This window comes from Ulvibacter antarcticus, from assembly GCF_003688405.1.
GTDB classification, from domain to species: domain Bacteria; phylum Bacteroidota; class Bacteroidia; order Flavobacteriales; family Flavobacteriaceae; genus Ulvibacter; species Ulvibacter antarcticus.
The window spans coordinates 38,683-53,671 of record NZ_REFC01000016.1 but is presented as its reverse complement, the minus strand read 5'-3'; the positions used below and the strand labels follow the sequence as shown (position 1 = coordinate 53,671).

Below are 14,989 nucleotides of genomic sequence, written 5' to 3'. Positions count from 1 at the left end.
ACGCAAACAAACTTACATTTATGTATAAATTCCTTTCAGTAAGAACTAAAAATAACCGAATCGCATCCAATGCTTTTCAGTCTAGAGCTTACCTTCAATATGCCTTCATTTTTGGCATGCTACTATTCTCTTTTTCACTTTCAGCTCAGGAAGGTGATGATCTTGGAACCGAAGTGGTTAATATTGTAAAACCTTATACACCGACGATTTCAGATGCTTTTAAGGTAAAGGAAACTCCCGCATTAAACGATTCTATTACAACAGTGAAAAAGGATGTGCAATACAGTATTTTTTCGGTGCCGGTGGCTTCTACATTTACGCCTGCCAAAGGAAAGGCAGCAACTGTTGAAAAGACTAAACCTATAAAACTATACGATAATTATGCATCACTCGGATTTGGGAATTACACCAGCATTCTAGGGGAATTGTATAGTAATTTTGAAATCAGTCGTACCGACAATGCAGGTTTCTTTTTTAAACATAACTCTTCTCAGGGCGGAGTCGACGGTATTCGTTTAGAGGATAAATTTTATGACACAAGTCTTGACGCCAATTACACCAGTCGACAGAAAGACGCATCCTATCGTTTGGATGTTGGTCTGGAGCATCAATTGTACAACTGGTATGGTTTGAATGAAAATTACAACACCCTTACAGATGAAACATTAGCAACAATAGATCCGCAGCAAAGTTATTTGAGTGGTAATTTGGGAGGTAGTATAGCGGTTGATGATTCCTTTTTTGAAAAGGTTTCTGCCAAATTGAGATATTTAAGTGATTCGTTTAGTTCTTCGGAATTTAACGCAACTCTGGCGCCCGAATTTTCGTTTCCAATAACAGATGTTTTAGTAAATCTGGATGCCGATATCAATTATTTAAGCGGAAGTTTTGATAAAGGCTATTTGCGCAACGTACCGATTAAATACAACTTACTCAATGCAGGTATTATTCCATCGGTAACTTATGTAAACAATGATTTAACGCTTGGACTTGGAGTTGCTGCTTATCTCGGACTAGATTCTGAAAACAGCGAAACCAATTTCTATTTATATCCGCGAGTAAATGTTTCATACCGCTTGGTAGATGAATTACTAATTGTATATGGTGGAGTGGAAGGAAATCTACAACAAAACACATTTTACGATTTTAAAGAAGCGAATCCATTTGTGTCTCCAAGCTTGCAAGTAATGCCTACGAACACATTATATGATGCTTTTGGTGGCTTGAAAGGTAAATTATCCAATTCTATTGGTTACAATCTTAGAGCTTCCTTTATCAATGACGATAACAAAGCGCTATTTCGTTTAAACGAATATAGAGGCATTCAAACCGAAGCGGAAGGATATGAGCAAGGAAATTCCTTTAAAGTGGTCTACGACGATGTAAAAACACTTTCTCTTTTTGGAGAATTAAAGGTGGAGGTTTCCAATAGCTTTTCATTAGGTGTTAGCGGTACTTTTAATAGCTATACCAACGAATTTCAACCACAAGCATGGAATCTTCCTGAAATTGAAGCCTCGGTATTTACTAATTTCAATATTACTGAAAAGCTCTACGGAGGTGCTTCCTTATTTTACGTCGGGGAGCGAAAGGATTTGTTCGTTCAGAATATAGCGACTACTACAAGTACATCGACAGAAATTACTCTGGATGGATATGTAGATGCCAATCTGCATTTGGGTTATCGTATTAATGACCGATTTGCTGTTTTTGTGAAAGGAAGCAATTTGTTGAGTGATTCGTATGAAAAATGGGCATACTACAAAGTGTTAGGAATTCAGGCTTTAGCAGGTGCTACCTATAAGTTTGATTGGTAATTTGCACCTTTCTTGTAACTAATTGAAAATTACGTGTATACACGTATTGTGAGATATTATATTTGGGTTTATCTTAGCATCATAATTCAAGTGTTTTTACTTGTCTTTCCCAAAATAGATTAAACTGTACAATGATCCTTTTGATCTAATTGTCAAAGTTTAAATTAAACTGTCCAGCAGGACGATTCTTTCCCAGTTCAAAATAATTAACCCAATTACAAACAGGGTTTGATTTGAATCTCCATTATTTAATTTTTTTAACAACTATCTGTTTTATCGTAAATCGTATTTAATAGATTTTTTTAAGTATTTCTTTTTGCCTTCTAAGGACTTATGTCTTTACTGTTGGACGGTAGAATACACCTTGAATTGTACTTAAAATATAATTTTAACCAAAATTTCAAATTATGAAAAATTTAATTTTTAGCGCTCTAGCGCTTTGTTGTGGAACATTTTTATTTGCACAGAATTTTAGTTCTGTAAATCAAACAGGGATAACAAATACATCTACTGTAACTCAAACTGGATCTAACGATTCTTATGTTGATCAAACTGGCTTTTTTAATCTTTCCGCTGTTGACCAGACAGGGGCAGGCAATTTATCTGATGTTGACCAAATAGGAAATGGTAATGAGAGTGATGTTGATCAAGATGGGGATCGTAATTATCAATTAACGTATCAACAAGGAAACGGAAACGATTCTGAGGTTATCCAGATTTGTGATGATAACATTAGCTATGTGGTTCAAATAGGTAATAATCATTATTCTGAAGTACTGCAAAACGGAAATAATAACTTTAGTTATGTGCAACAAACCGGAGCATGGAACTATAGTGATGTAGATCAAAACGGTAGTAATAATGTTGCTTGGACTTTTCAGAATGGATTGTTCAATTACAGTAGAATTAGAGTAGGTCTAGGTCCTAAGATTGATGACGGCAACGTAACGCTTGTAAACCAGAATGGAATTGGCAATGCTAGTTTTATTGATATCTGGGGATCACCAAATGGATCTGATAATAATTTCGTAAATGTAAATCAGAATGGGACTAACAATGGTGCCTATACTCGAATTAATGGAGACAATAACACTGCTCTAGTAAACCAAAATGGAACTTCTAACTATAGTGAGTCCTTTCAAATTGGAAATTCCAATTATAGTTCTGTAACTCAACTTGGCTTAGGTCATTTTAGTACCGAAACTCAAATAGGAAATGGAAACAGTTCAATTGTTTTACAAATGTAAAAATATATTCGTTTGGGAATTTATTTATTGATAGAGTTTAACTGCTGGTAAACTCGGAATAGAGGTTGTTCGATTAATATCGACAACCTCTTTCTTTTATTTATAAGTTACAGAAAATTTATAAAGTTTAAGAAAGCTTATTTATCTTTACGGAAAACTATCTATCCATGAATAAGTTATATTATTTACTCATAATTTTTGTTGTTATTTCCTGTGCTCCAAATAAAATTGAGGCAGATCTTTTGGTTAAAAACGCCAAAGTCTATACAGTTAATTCTCTCTTCGATACAGCTAAGGCCTTCGTCGTTAAAGATGGTAAGATTTTAGAAGTTGGTATAAAACCGGAATTGGAACTTAAATACAAATTTAAAGATGTATACGATGCAAACGGAATGACAATTGTACCCGGCTTGATCGATGCCCATGCACATTTGTTCGGTTTGGGAATGACGCAGCAACAGGTTAATCTGGTTGGAACTAAAAGCTACCAGGAAGTGTTGGATAAAGTGATTGCTTTTCAAAAAGAAAAAAATGCAGCATATATTATAGGAAGAGGATGGGATCAGAATGATTGGGACATTAAGGAATTTCCAACAAAAGTAGAACTAGATTCCTTATTTCCTGACACACCGGTGTCTTTAAGACGGGTAGATGGTCATGCAATGATTGTAAATTCAAAAGCATTAGAACTGGCTGGAATTACTTCAGAAACAAAAATGAGCGGCGGGGAAGTAATCCTTCGGGATGGAAAACCTACAGGTCTTTTAGTTGATAGTCCTATGAAACTAGTGGGAGAAACTTTCCCTGAAATGACTTTGGAAGCTGCCATTCGTGTGCTTAAAGATGCAGAAACTATTTGCCTTGAAAACGGGTTAACTACAGTCAATGATGCTGGCGCCGACAAAATGGTTATTGAATTGATCGATAGTTTGCAACAGGCAGGAGGTATGTCGTTAAGACTATATTCTATGGTTTCTAATTCTGAAGAAAATCTTGACTATTTTCTTAATAAAGGAATTATAAAAACCGACCGACTCAATGTGCGATCAGTTAAAGTGTATGGCGATGGAGCTCTTGGTTCACGCGGTGCAGCGATGAGAAAACCGTATAGTGATCAACCGGGACAATTCGGAGCAATGATTACGACTGAAGCAGAGTTAAAAGAATTGGCAAAACGAATCGCAACAGCAGGTTATCAAATGAACACACATGCAATTGGAGATTCGGCTAATATTTCTGTGCTTAGAGTGTATGATGAGGTACTTAAAAATGAAACCGATCCACGTTGGAAAGTTGAACACGCACAGATCGTTACTCCTTCAGATGTTGCGTTATTTTCAGAAAAAATTCTACCTTCAGTTCAGCCTACTCATGCAACAAGTGATATGTATTGGGCCGAAGACCGAATTGGTTCAGAAAGAATAAAAGGAGCCTATTCTTATAAAACATTATTAAATGAATCCGGTATAGTTGTCTTAGGAACCGATTTTCCTGTAGAACAAGTGAATCCGATGTTTACGTTTTATGCTGCAGTGGCTAGAAAAGATCTGGAGCATTATCCTGAAGAAGGTTTCAGAAAAGAAGAAGGATTGACCCGTGAAGAGACTTTGAAGGGAATGACCATCTGGGCGGCGTACTCAAATTTTGAAGAAAATGAAAAAGGAAGCATTGAAGTAGGAAAATTTGCAGATTTTACGGTACTTGATAGAGATATTATGACCATAGAAGTGGATAGTATTCCAACTACCAAGGTACTAGCAACCTTTATCAATGGTAAAAAAGTGTTTTCGAGTAGTAATTAAATAGTTTACAGTCGCCGATTGAAGTCACAGTTTGCAGTCGCAGTTTACAGTTGGAGTTTACGATTGATTATTAATATCTAGTCTGAACACTGAACACTGTAAACTGCGACTGATCACTGAATATTATTTCCCACCCTTAGCTCGAAGATCAGCTATACAAAGAGGATCAAGTTCGGCAACGCGTTCTGTTCCACTAAATCGTGCTCTAATTCCCCTTAGACTATTGCTTTCAAAATACATTAAGCAATTTTCAATTACACAATGCTTGTTGTGAGCTGTGTCTTCATGAAGATTGTGAATATCATCTTCCTGAATATTAACAAGACCCAGAATATGACCAAATTCATGATTCAATGCAGTTGTTTCCAGGTCAGCTAAGTTAATGAGCGGACTGGATGATGCTATATCCATTAGAGTTTTTTCGTAGATGACAATAGAAGTGTTCATATAAGCCGTACCCAATGTAACAGAATTGGCAGTGTCGTTTGCCGATTTGCCATTTGCAAAGTAGACATATACAGAAATCTCATCCCCAACGGTATAAACTTCCCGATTTTTATCTTCAATTTCTCTTATCTCAGTGTTATCGAAGGGCGCACCCGCTTCTTCAGGAATTACCCTTTCCAGAAAATTAATACCGCCCGGTTTATTAAGGCGGTCGTTTAGGAAATTTTTAAAATTTAAAATAGCAGTTTCGGTAGGTCTGTAAGATTCAGAAAAAAGAAGCTCTACAGTAAGACTTTTATAAATATCGTCCGATAAAAGATCTTCGGCCGAAACTCCCAGGGTTTTTCGGTTTTCAGCCTTAAAATCATCCAGGTTTTCACTATTATCATCATTCTTACAGCCATATACCATAAAGATTGATAATAAAATGTAGATGATTTTAGTGCGCGTACGCTTCATTATTATAAATTTGCTATGCAAACATAAAGTTAATATATCCATTATGAAAATTCGTTTAACCATTTTATTGTTAATGTGCAGCATTTGCTTCACTTTATCGGCTCAGGGTGATTCTTTTCAATTGTCAATTATAGAATATCTCAACAATAATGGTACCGAAACGCAGTACAAAAATGCTTATGAGGAAATGTTTGAAGTATTAAAAAAGCAGTTTACAGTTCCTGAAGTGCCCGAATCTGTGTGGACCGAATTAAAAAGCGACAAACAAGAGAGCCTGAAAGAAATTATAGCCTTCCTCACATTTGCTTATAGAAAACATTTTACCGAAACTGAAATAGAAGAAATGGCAAGCTTTTATAAAACGGCAGCAGCACAAAAACTAGTGAATCGAGCTCAGGAACTTTCTAATGAAGATAATGATCAGATCATGGCATTTTTTAATAGCGATATCGGTAAAAAAATTGAGGCGAAAAGACCTGAGTTGTCAGTCGATATTGCTGAAATTTCCGGGCATTGGAGTCGAGAATTATTTGCTGAGAAAATGGGAGTTCTTGTTAAGAAGGGCTATTCTCCCGAACAGTAATTTTTGCCAGATAATCGAAATTATTACCGCGTTCAATTATCTCAAAATTTAATCCACAAGACTGACAGGCACTCTCAAAAATTCGCTCGTCAAGATACAGCCAATCGAAAGATTCGCTTATAACTCCCTTATACGCCATTGTAAATTCCAATTCGCCGTAATAGGCATCGCCGGGAATCCAAATACCACCGTCTTCACTACGATCGTACATATAGCGTAGATCGCTTGAATCGATTAGAATTTGCCCATTTTGGTTAAGTAACGATTTTAAATGTTCCAGGTAAATGGCAATATATTCTAATTTCTGAAAGATGCCGCTGCCATTCATAAGTAAAAGAATAGTGTCGAATTTTTTGTCTGAATACCGTATTAAATCAGTTTGCATTACTTCTATAACACCTCTATGTTTACATACTTTCACGGCGCCTTCAGAAGAATCTATGGCTGTAACTTTTAGCCCTTTTTTCTGAAGATATAAAGCATGACTTCCAGCTCCTGCTCCTACATCTAGTACAGTTCCTTTTGAAAGTTTAAGAGCTTTTTTTTCAATCGAAGGCATTTCAGAAAAAGAACGAAAAAAATAAGAAACCGGCAACTCATCGGGTTCACTGATATTTGTTTCAGTAATGATCTCTTCGGAATGGTTTCCGTGGTAATAATCCAATAAGGCAGTACCTATAATATCTGTCATTTATATACAATAATTGATCTTATTCTTTAATTTTGCAGTCACCAAAAGCCATTGCAACTTCATCATGGACGAGATTTTAAAACAGCTTCCGCAGCACGCCAAAGATACGCATAAGGAGAATAAAAAGTACTTTGACGGCCTAAAGAAAAGACCTCCCAAACATCTTGATGCCTTGATGCAAGAACTGCACGATGCAGAATTTGAGCGTACCGATTGCCTTAAATGTGCTAATTGCTGTAAAACGACCGGCCCACTATTCACCGATAAAGATGTGGAACGTATTGCTAAGCACTTCAGAATGAAGGAGCAAAAGTTTATTGAAACCTATTTACGAATCGATGAAGACAATGATTATGTCTTACAGTCTGTGCCTTGTAGCTTTTTAGGAAGCGATAATTATTGTAGTATTTACGAGGTGCGCCCTAAGGCTTGTCGAGAATTCCCACATACTGATCGTAAAAAATTTCAGCAGATTTCCAATCTAACCCTTAAAAATGTCGCCATCTGTCCCGCCGCTTTTAATATTGTTGAAGCGATGAAGAAACGATTGAAAGATTGAAGCTAGTAAGTTTCAGAGTTTCAGAGTTACAAAGTTACAAAGTTTCAGAGTTGCAGAGTTGAAAAGTTTCAGAAGCGAGAAATAATGGGATAACTCGAATTGACACTAACTTTTTTACAATTACTTAGGCCCTACTTTATTTTAAAGTAAATCGCTTATCTTTAAGTAAATTCTGTGGTTATGAAAAAAGTATTACTTCTATTTATTTTGCTTTTTACGAGTACAACGCAAGCACATACAAGCAATTATATTTCCGAATATGGTTCAAGATGTTTTGACTATCGAAAGTAAAGAAACTATCAAGTCTGTTGATGTTTATTCTAAACTTGGAAAATTATTAGCTTCGGAAGTGGGAGCTACTCAGATCAATTTTTCTACCTATCCGGAAGGTGCTTATCTAATAAAAATTAATACTACAAACGGATCAACTTTTCAGAAGGTTTTGAAGGAATAGCTTTGTAAAACAAACTTAATGCTTTCTACTCTCTCATTCAGTAGGCCATCAGGTGTTAGTCTTAATAATTATCTGCCCTTAATCAAGTTTGTCAAATGGTAAATCGGTAAAATCACTTAGAAGTAATTGTCCGTTGGCACTTATTGAAAAATTAGTAGTTTCGATTTCCCCATCGAAATCAAGAGTTAATATGTTGTCCTCGGTAGTCCAATTAAAACTTGACAGGCTGGATATTTCTCCCGTTGCGTCGCGAACGAAAGAAGTTTCAATTCCCGTATTATTTGTATAAAACACAAATTTGAATTCAAAATCATCATTAAAATCACTTCTTTGCCATTCACCAATTAAATCATCGCTTAGGTTTATAACATTGTCATCATCCTTACAGGAAAAAACAGCAATAGCAACAAATAAAATAAAGGCGACTTTTAGAACTTTTAAATTTTTCATAGTGTGATCTGTTAAATAATTTAAACTTTGATAATGAATCACTAAGGGTTTGAGTAAGAATCGCTTCGATTAAGTTTAGTTACAATTCTTCAGAGCTCTGAGATGCCGATGAGTGGGGAAGTAATGCCATCGAAATCGAATTGTACCTACAAATATATATTTATTAATGGTAAGAAATCAAAATTAGTTTTACCGAACGTCATGATGATCGCGAAATCCCTAAAAATAAAATGATTTTCGTCAAAGTGATTTTAGTTTAATTGGCGAACACTGAACACTGAAGACTGCCTCTTCTCGATATAATTTTTATTTCCTTTGGTCATTAAAAATCACTCCTTCTCGATACCCCGAAACTTCGGGGTAAAACTCCTTCTAGTCGTTTTAAAATCACTCCTTCTCGATACAATTTTAAAATTCCTTCTAGTCATTCTAAAATCACTCGAAGTGACAAAGTATTATTATTTTTGCCCACTGCCCACTGCCCACTGCCCACTGCCCACTGCCCACTGACCACTGACCACTGACCACCTCCACTGCCCACTGACTACTGACTACTCCCTAATCATAAAGCATATACTGAGTCCGCATAGCATCGTAACTCTTAAGTCCATCCTGCCATGTTTCTCTAATAGCTTCGGAAGACAGACCGGCTTCAATTTGCTGCTGCAGTTGTGTAGTACCGGCTAAAGTTGTGAAGAAATCAATAAAAAAATTCTTCTTTTTTCCGTTGGCTTCATAAGCATTAATCAGCCAATCCAGGTTTATTTGATCGAGTTTCGTTTGTTTCCGAAGATCTTTCCCATGGCATAATTCCCCTTTAAATTTTGGGTATTTCGCGCCTTCATTAGCTTCAGGAGTAAATGAAAACGGATAACTTTCCGAAGAAAAAGATGGTGCACCAAAGATCTGAAACTGCATTTCCGTACCACGACCTGCACTCACAAAAGTACCTTCAAAAAAACACAGACTCGGGTACAAATTAATCGCGACGTCATTCGGCAAATTGGGAGAAGGTTTTATAGGTAGCGAATAGGGGAGGTCATGGTTGTAATTCTCCATTTCAATTACAGTGAGGTCACATTTTACTTTATTGTCAAGCCAGCCTTCGCCGTTAATCATCTGTGCGTATTCGCCAATCGTCATCCCATGAACCACAGGAATAGGATGCATCCCCACAAAACTAGTGTGTTCGGCTTCCATAATAGGTCCGTCGATGTAATGTCCGTTAGGATTGGGACGATCGAGTACAATTACAGGTATCCCCGCTTCTGCGCAGGCCTCCATTACGTAATGCAGTGAAGAAATATAGGTGTAGAAGCGCGCACCCACGTCCTGAATATCGAAAATGACAATATCAATGTCTTTAAGTTGTGCTTCGGAAGGCTTTTTGTTTTTGCCATAAAGGGAAATAATAGGCAAGCCGGTCTTCGTATCGACACCATCTTTAACAATTTCTCCAGCATCGGCGGTACCTCTGAAACCGTGTTCCGGAGCAAATACCTTTTTTACATTTATGTTTTTCTGAAGCAGGAAATCTACCAAATGATGAAATACAATTAGTTCGACATTTAGTCCCTCTTCATCAGTCTCATTAGACCCTTCTGTAATAATTGATGTCTGATTCGCGACTATCCCTACATTTTTACCTTTTAACATCGGTAAATATTCATCATACCTCTCGGCTCCAACAATAATTTCGATCTCTTCTGAAATTTCATCAAAAGCAGAATTACTTCCAGCTTCGCGCTCCCCGCTTCCAGCTTCCAATGCATCAGGCGACTTCGTTCCACTTCCGCAAGAAAAACACACCAAAAGCGTTATTAAAAATGTATTTTTGAAAAAAGTTAAATCCATAGAGCTAGCGTGAATTTCGAGTTTTTTATAGCGAAGCGTATTATCGCTTCGAAAGATTATAAAAGTAGCATTTCGGCACCGATTATAAAAATCGCGATAACCGCAATTGCACTTGGAATTATTATGATGCTAATCTCAATAGCGACAGGGGTTGGACTTCAGAAAAAGATACGTGAAAAGGTGTCTGCTTTTAACGGCGATATTATTATTACCAACTTCGACACCAATTTTTCTGACGATTCTCAGATTCCCATTTCAAAAAAACAGGATTTCTATCCAGAATTTAAAACCGTAGAGGGAATTAAGCATATTCAGGTGACAGCTTCCAAAGGTGGCGTAATCCGTACCGAAACCGATTTTGAAGGCATCATTGTAAAAGGTGCCGGGGACGATTATAACTGGGAATACTTTTCAGATTATATTACAGATGGGGAGCTTCCCGATTTCACGGGCGACCTTAATTCGGATGTGCTAATCTCAGAATACTTAGCCAATCGACTAGACTTAAAAGTGGGTGAAACCGTGCGTACTTTTTTTCTCGATAAGGAAAGTAAAAATGCATTTAGGAGTAGAGGGTTTACGATTAAAGGGATCTATAATAGCGGATTTCAGGAATTTGATGAGCAATATATCATTGCCGATATTCGGCATATTCAGTTACTCAATCGATGGACTGAAGATCAGATCGGCGGATTTGAGTTGTTCGTTGATGATTTTAATAAGGTAGGTGCTATTGGAAACGCGGTTTATGCCGAAACCGGTAGTACTCTTGATATGCAGACCATACGCGATAAGTATTATTCTATTTTCGAATGGCTCGATCTCTTCGATTTTAATATTATTCTTATTATTGGAATCATGATCCTGGTAGCAGGAATCAACATGATTACGGCGCTGCTAGTACTTATCCTGGAGCGCACCCAGATGATCGGAATTTTAAAGTCTCTGGGAAGCAGCGATTGGTCTGTTCGCAAGGTGTTTTTATACAATGCTATGTATCTAATAGGCGTCGGACTCTTTTGGGGAAATCTCATCGGGATTGGATTGCTGCTCATTCAGAAATACGGCAAGCTGTTTCCGCTAAATCCTGATACTTACTATGTGAATGAGGCTCCTGTCTATTTGAGTCTGGATTACATCTTAATTTTAAACGCGGGGACATTCGCGCTGTGTTTGCTAATGCTTTTAATCCCTTCTTACATCATCGCAAAGATCTCTCCTGTGAAAGCGATGCAGTTTGAGTAGTTGGGCGTTCCCTCGTAGAAAGATTTCGTTAAGCAATTAACTTTAATAATTGAGCTCGGTCGGGCTTTCGGCTATATCATTTTGATTGTCTAAACCCTTCGACTGCGCTCAGGGAGACAACAAAAAGGATGCCGCCTTAATCCCTAACGCGAAATTCTTGTAGTATCTAATGCTTAGTTATACCTTTGCACCGCTTTAAATAAGAATATGGAATACGCAGAAAATATTTTAGGGACTATTGGAAATACGCCATTAGTAAAGATCAACAAACTAGCAGAAGAGATTCCGGCTTTGGTACTCGCCAAATACGAAACATTTAATCCGGGAAACTCGGTGAAAGACCGCATGGCACTCACCATGATCGAAGATGCCGAAGCTGATGGGAGATTACAGCCTGGCGGTACCATTATCGAAGGAACTTCAGGAAATACAGGAATGGGACTCGCACTTGCAGCCATCGTAAAGGGTTACAAGATGATCTGCGTGATTAGTGATAAGCAGAGTAAAGAAAAGATGGACATCCTTCGGGCAGTTGGAAGTAAGGTAATAGTATGCCCAACCAACGTTGAGCCCGACGATCCGAGATCTTATTACTCGACTTCAAAGCGACTTGCAGAAGAAACGCCCAATAGTTGGTATGTAAATCAGTATGACAATCCAAGTAACGCTAAAGCACATTACCAAAGTACTGGTCCGGAGATCTGGAAACAGACCGATGGCAAAGTGACCCATTTTGTAGTAGGTGTAGGAACAGGAGGTACTATTAGTGGTGTTGGAAAATATTTAAAGGAACAAAATCCGAATGTGAAAATTTGGGGAATCGATACCTACGGAAGTGTTTTTAAAAAATATCACGAAACAGGAATCTTCGACGAAAATGAAATTTATCCATATATCACTGAAGGAATCGGAGAAGATATCTTACCTAAAAACGTAGATTTCAGTGTGATCGATGGGTTTACGAAAGTAACCGATAAGGATGCTGCTATTTACACTCAGAAGCTTTCAAAAATAGAAGGGATGTTTTTAGGGAATTCTGCCGGGGCAGCCATGAAAGGTTTACTTCAGCTAAAAGAGCATTTTACAAAAGACGACGTTGTGGTAGTGTTATTTCACGATCACGGAAGTAGATATGTAGGAAAGATGTACAACGACGAATGGATGCGCGACAGAGGCTTTATTGAAGAAGAGATCACCGTTGCTTCAGATTTAATTAAAGACCACGCCGATAAACCCTTAATCACGGTTAAAACCGAAGAATTGGTAGGACATGCGATTGAGCGTATGAAGCAATACAAGATTTCTCAGATTCCGGTAGAAGATAATACCGGGTTTGTGGGAGCATTAGATGAAACCGACCTGCTTCGGGAGTATATGGTAAATAAAAATATTTCAGACTTACCGATTAAGGATGTCATGCACAAACCTTTTCCAATCGTTAAAAAGACGACTACTGTAGAAGAAGTTTCAAAATTGATGAGCAAGGAAAATAACGCAGTATTGGTAGACCTAGGAGATGGAAAATATCATATTATTACTAAGCACGATATTATAAGTGCGCTCTAAGAAATAAATAATGAATATTAAAATCCTGCAAGTCGCAGGATTTTTTTATTTTTAAGGGAATGAAAAAAAAAGGATTTGAATTGTTTCGCTTTCTAAGAACTAAGCCCGTGCCTATAAATACACGGGAGATTTTGGCTTTGGAACGCACCAGACTCGCAAACGAACGTACATTATTAGCCTATATTCGCGCTTCCCTTTATTTGTTGCTGGGCGGATTGGCATTATTACAATTACAGGATTTCGAGTCCGTTCACTGGTTAGGATATATAGCCTTAGTCATTTGCATATGCTTTTTAGCTATTGGAATTTTCAGATTTTTACTTTTAAAACGTAGGCTTTATAAATGGAATCGTATTCTTTTTACCGATACCATTTCTGAAGAAGTAGAACAAGAAGTTGCAAAAATCGATAAGAATATCGATAAATAAACATTCAACAACTGTACATCATAATCCTCCCCTCAAACATCTATGTTATGAAGGAGGATTTTTTACATTATGTATGGAAGTTTCAGAAATTCGATACCCGGAATGTGAAAACTACTAACGGAGAAGCCATTCACATTAAAAAAGTTGGTGATCACAATACCAATTCAGGACCCGATTTTTTCAATGCCAAGCTTACTATAGGCAGTCAATTATGGGCCGGAAATGTTGAGTTGCATTTAAAATCTTCAGATTGGTATGAACATCGACATGAGGAGGATGTTGCTTACGAGAATGTCATACTTCATGTGGTATGGGAGCATGATACCGAGATCTTCAGAAAAAACAATACAGTAATTCCAACGCTTGTATTAGAAGGCATAATAGCTTCGGAAACTCTTGAGAATTACCACCGGCTTTTTACCAAAAAACACAACTGGATCAATTGTGAGCAGGAATTTCATTTAGTGGATGATTTTATTCTGAAACACTGGCTGGAGCGATTATATGTAGAACGCCTGGAGGCAAAATCGGAAGTGATCCTAAGTCATCTGAAGCAGTGCAACTCCAATTGGGAAGCCTTGCTTTTTAGATTGTTGTGTAAAAACTTCGGACTTAAAGTCAATGGCGAAGCATTTTTAAGTGTGGCTCAGTCTGTAGACTTCTCGGTTGTACAAAAATGTTGTTCCACACAGAAGCAGTTGGAAAGTTTGTTGATGGGGCAGGCGGGATTGCTGGAAGAAGCAAAAGACGACATTTACTACAAACTGCTTCAGAAGGAGTACGGATTTATAAAAAACAAATTCAGACTTAACAATTCAAACGTCATTCGGCCAAAGTTTTTTAGGTTGAGACCGCCCAATTTTCCGACCATACGCTTGTCACAATTGGCAAGCTTATATAGCATCAGTAAACAGCTATTTTCAAAACTAATAGAAAACCCTTCCGAAGATACTTCAGAAAAAACCATAAAACAGCTCTATTCTATTTTAACAATAAGTGCTCACTCTTATTGGGATACACATTATAATTTTGGAGTAACTTCAGAAAAGAAAGAGAAAAAACTCACAAAGAAATTTATAGATTTATTGTTAATCAATACGATACTTCCACTTAAATTTTGTTACGCCAAGACTATAGGGAAAGAAGTGTCGGAAGAGATATTGACACTCGCTATGATATTGGTAAAAGAGGATAATATGGTTGTAGAGAAATTTAATAAGCTAAAGCAAGTAGCCAAGAATGCTATGGAATCTCAGGCGTTGCTTCAGTTGAAATCAAACTATTGTGAAAAGGCTAAGTGTTTGGAATGTGCGATTGGAAATGTGGTCCTAGGGTCTAATTTCGGAAATTGAAAATCTTTAGAGAATATTCTATTTAAAAATGTAAT

The 14,989-nt window shown here is 37.2% G+C and carries 14 protein-coding genes; 10 read left to right on the top strand and 4 right to left on the bottom strand.

Features of this window, described 5'->3' with window-relative positions; all coding sequences use genetic code 11:
* The first annotated feature begins 20 nt into the window (after positions 1–20).
* From BXY75_RS15880 to BXY75_RS15870, 3 genes are all read left to right on the top strand, one after another.
* Positions 21–1,817: a TonB-dependent receptor gene (locus BXY75_RS15880; RefSeq protein ID WP_245962995.1), complete on the top strand. Its 1,797-nt coding sequence runs from the start codon at positions 21–23 to the stop codon at positions 1,815–1,817.
* A gap of 407 nt (positions 1,818–2,224) precedes the next feature.
* Complete coding sequence (locus tag BXY75_RS15875; RefSeq protein ID WP_121908765.1) at positions 2,225–3,064, top strand: hypothetical protein; 840 nt, start codon at positions 2,225–2,227, stop codon at positions 3,062–3,064.
* A gap of 167 nt (positions 3,065–3,231) precedes the next feature.
* Positions 3,232–4,866 (top strand): amidohydrolase, encoded by a 1,635-nt coding sequence (locus BXY75_RS15870; protein WP_121908764.1) that lies wholly within the window; start codon positions 3,232–3,234, stop codon positions 4,864–4,866.
* A gap of 123 nt (positions 4,867–4,989) precedes the next feature.
* Here BXY75_RS15870 and BXY75_RS15865 read toward each other — a convergent pair whose 3' ends face one another.
* Positions 4,990–5,772 (bottom strand): membrane metalloprotease, encoded by a 783-nt coding sequence (locus tag BXY75_RS15865; protein WP_121908763.1) that lies wholly within the window; start codon positions 5,770–5,772, stop codon positions 4,990–4,992.
* Between the two features lie 43 nt (positions 5,773–5,815).
* On the opposite strand from BXY75_RS15865, the gene BXY75_RS15860 reads away from it, so the two are divergent.
* Positions 5,816–6,355 carry a DUF2059 domain-containing protein gene (locus BXY75_RS15860; protein WP_170152913.1) on the top strand — a complete coding sequence of 180 codons (540 nt, stop codon included), beginning with the start codon at positions 5,816–5,818 and terminating at the stop codon, positions 6,353–6,355.
* Here BXY75_RS15860 and BXY75_RS15855 read toward each other — a convergent pair.
* Positions 6,327–7,046 (bottom strand): class I SAM-dependent methyltransferase, encoded by a 720-nt coding sequence (locus tag BXY75_RS15855; protein WP_121908761.1) that lies wholly within the window; start codon positions 7,044–7,046, stop codon positions 6,327–6,329. The two genes, BXY75_RS15860 and BXY75_RS15855, sit on opposite strands and share 29 nt — an antisense overlap.
* A 64-nt stretch (positions 7,047–7,110) precedes the next feature.
* On the opposite strand from BXY75_RS15855, the gene BXY75_RS15850 reads away from it, so the two are divergent.
* Both BXY75_RS15850 and BXY75_RS15845 read left to right on the top strand, forming a co-directional pair.
* The gene (locus tag BXY75_RS15850) at positions 7,111–7,605 is read left to right on the top strand and encodes a YkgJ family cysteine cluster protein (protein WP_121908760.1); all 495 of its coding nucleotides are present in this window, start codon (positions 7,111–7,113) and stop codon (positions 7,603–7,605) included.
* A gap of 259 nt (positions 7,606–7,864) precedes the next feature.
* Complete coding sequence (locus BXY75_RS15845; RefSeq protein WP_121908759.1) at positions 7,865–8,059, top strand: T9SS type A sorting domain-containing protein; 195 nt, start codon at positions 7,865–7,867, stop codon at positions 8,057–8,059.
* A 78-nt stretch (positions 8,060–8,137) separates the two neighbouring features.
* Here BXY75_RS15845 and BXY75_RS15840 read toward each other — a convergent pair whose 3' ends face one another.
* Together BXY75_RS15840 and BXY75_RS15835 are read right to left on the bottom strand one after the other, a co-directional pair.
* Complete coding sequence (locus BXY75_RS15840) at positions 8,138–8,509, bottom strand: hypothetical protein (RefSeq protein ID WP_121908758.1); 372 nt, start codon at positions 8,507–8,509, stop codon at positions 8,138–8,140.
* Between the two features lie 558 nt (positions 8,510–9,067).
* Positions 9,068–10,363 (bottom strand): exo-beta-N-acetylmuramidase NamZ family protein, encoded by a 1,296-nt coding sequence (locus BXY75_RS15835; RefSeq protein ID WP_121908757.1) that lies wholly within the window; start codon positions 10,361–10,363, stop codon positions 9,068–9,070.
* 9 nt (positions 10,364–10,372) lie between these two features.
* On the opposite strand from BXY75_RS15835, the gene BXY75_RS15830 reads away from it, so the two are divergent.
* From BXY75_RS15830 to BXY75_RS15815, 4 genes are all read left to right on the top strand, one after another.
* Positions 10,373–11,608 (top strand): ABC transporter permease, encoded by a 1,236-nt coding sequence (locus BXY75_RS15830; RefSeq protein ID WP_121908756.1) that lies wholly within the window; start codon positions 10,373–10,375, stop codon positions 11,606–11,608.
* Between the two features lie 207 nt (positions 11,609–11,815).
* Complete coding sequence (locus tag BXY75_RS15825; protein WP_121908755.1) at positions 11,816–13,174, top strand: pyridoxal-phosphate dependent enzyme; 1,359 nt, start codon at positions 11,816–11,818, stop codon at positions 13,172–13,174.
* 59 nt (positions 13,175–13,233) lie between these two features.
* Positions 13,234–13,602, top strand: a complete 369-nt coding sequence (locus tag BXY75_RS15820; RefSeq protein WP_121908754.1) for a DUF202 domain-containing protein — start codon at positions 13,234–13,236, stop codon at positions 13,600–13,602.
* Between the two features lie 47 nt (positions 13,603–13,649).
* A complete protein-coding gene (locus tag BXY75_RS15815) occupies positions 13,650–14,954 on the top strand; it encodes a DUF2851 family protein (RefSeq protein ID WP_121908753.1) in 1,305 nt (434 codons plus the stop codon).
* The last annotated feature ends 35 nt before the right edge of the window (positions 14,955–14,989 follow it).

Excerpts from the sequence above, each read along its gene's own strand:
- BXY75_RS15870 (WP_121908764.1), top strand. The coding sequence starts at position 3,232 with ATGAATAAGTTATATTATTTACTCATAATTTTTGTTGTTATTTCCTGT.
- BXY75_RS15845 (WP_121908759.1), top strand. The coding sequence starts at position 7,865 with ATGGTTCAAGATGTTTTGACTATCGAAAGTAAAGAAACTATCAAGTCT.
- BXY75_RS15850 (WP_121908760.1), top strand. The coding sequence starts at position 7,111 with ATGGACGAGATTTTAAAACAGCTTCCGCAGCACGCCAAAGATACGCAT.
- BXY75_RS15840 (WP_121908758.1), bottom strand. The coding sequence starts at position 8,509 with ATGAAAAATTTAAAAGTTCTAAAAGTCGCCTTTATTTTATTTGTTGCT.
- BXY75_RS15815 (WP_121908753.1), top strand. The coding sequence starts at position 13,650 with ATGAAGGAGGATTTTTTACATTATGTATGGAAGTTTCAGAAATTCGAT.
- BXY75_RS15825 (WP_121908755.1), top strand. The coding sequence starts at position 11,816 with ATGGAATACGCAGAAAATATTTTAGGGACTATTGGAAATACGCCATTA.
- BXY75_RS15865 (WP_121908763.1), bottom strand. The coding sequence starts at position 5,772 with ATGAAGCGTACGCGCACTAAAATCATCTACATTTTATTATCAATCTTT.
- BXY75_RS15855 (WP_121908761.1), bottom strand. The coding sequence starts at position 7,046 with ATGACAGATATTATAGGTACTGCCTTATTGGATTATTACCACGGAAAC.
- BXY75_RS15820 (WP_121908754.1), top strand. The coding sequence starts at position 13,234 with ATGAAAAAAAAAGGATTTGAATTGTTTCGCTTTCTAAGAACTAAGCCC.
- BXY75_RS15880 (WP_245962995.1), top strand. The coding sequence starts at position 21 with ATGTATAAATTCCTTTCAGTAAGAACTAAAAATAACCGAATCGCATCC.
- BXY75_RS15860 (WP_170152913.1), top strand. The coding sequence starts at position 5,816 with ATGAAAATTCGTTTAACCATTTTATTGTTAATGTGCAGCATTTGCTTC.
- BXY75_RS15835 (WP_121908757.1), bottom strand. The coding sequence starts at position 10,363 with ATGGATTTAACTTTTTTCAAAAATACATTTTTAATAACGCTTTTGGTG.
- BXY75_RS15875 (WP_121908765.1), top strand. The coding sequence starts at position 2,225 with ATGAAAAATTTAATTTTTAGCGCTCTAGCGCTTTGTTGTGGAACATTT.